The organism is Enterobacter cloacae complex sp. IR5402 (assembly GCF_049238125.1).
GTDB lineage: Bacteria > Pseudomonadota > Gammaproteobacteria > Enterobacterales > Enterobacteriaceae > Enterobacter > Enterobacter hormaechei_C.
Window position 1 is genome coordinate 1 of the sequence record NZ_JBMKHO010000039.1, and the last position, 893, is coordinate 893.

Sequence of the window (893 nt, forward strand, 5' to 3'; positions counted from 1 at the left end):
CTGTCAATCCGGTGTGTGGATTTCCGGCTCCATTTATAACGGTAGTTACTCTTCGCTAGGGGCATTTGTTTCCACTTACACATCGGTTAACGATACTGGCCGCCCGATGACGGTTTACGCTTCCGGCGGCGTTTCCACTATAGATAGAGGAATTAAAGACGGTGACAATTGCCGTAATACATGGGATCTTAAAGGTATGGTTGACGGACGTATCATTACATCGGCTGGTACCGCTAACTCAGATTGGAGTAAATCCGGAACTATAAACTTCATTATCCCAGCGGGATCGACGTTTAGTGTAACGTCAAACCCCTTACCCTCTTACGGATGCTCACCTGGGAGTTTCAATCTCGTCACCTACCACTGATCAAAAGGCTGCTTAACTGCCGTTATTTATCGCTAAATCCCACTAACATTCAGAGTTGTGGAGTTTGACTGTTGGTAAGCTAAGACGACAGAGTACAGGTAAATAATCTGCAACACGTTACACAACCAGCACATTTCTCATATCAGACTGTCAAGGTTATTGGAAACGAAAGACAGTGAACGATCCGTAGTCACAGCCGTAAGACATCATTCCATTTGAGACAATAGAAAATGAAGACCCATCCGGGACTTCAAAGTTCACTGTCCCTGATTTTTGCCACTGAGAGTTGCCATTTAAATCTCTTGCAACGTACAGCCCCCCAACTTCAGCGACGAGCGAGTATGTATTAACGCAGTTATCAGCATCTCCATAGTTGATTTTTTTGCTAGGTGGATTGCCGCCTGTTACGTACAGGCGATATTGCTTTCCTGTATTATTCGTACCGGAGTAAGAACCTTTAAATGTCCCGAGAACAGTGTAATTACCCTCGGTTATGCCTGTACCCTTCCACACACCGGATTGACAG

The 893-nt window shown here is 45.1% G+C and carries 1 pseudogene; it reads right to left on the minus strand.

Annotated features, from left to right (window positions below):
* Positions 1 to 523 precede the first annotated feature (523 nt).
* Positions 524 to 893: pseudogene (locus tag ACOTXL_RS23780) on the minus strand (hypothetical protein); the annotation flags it as partial.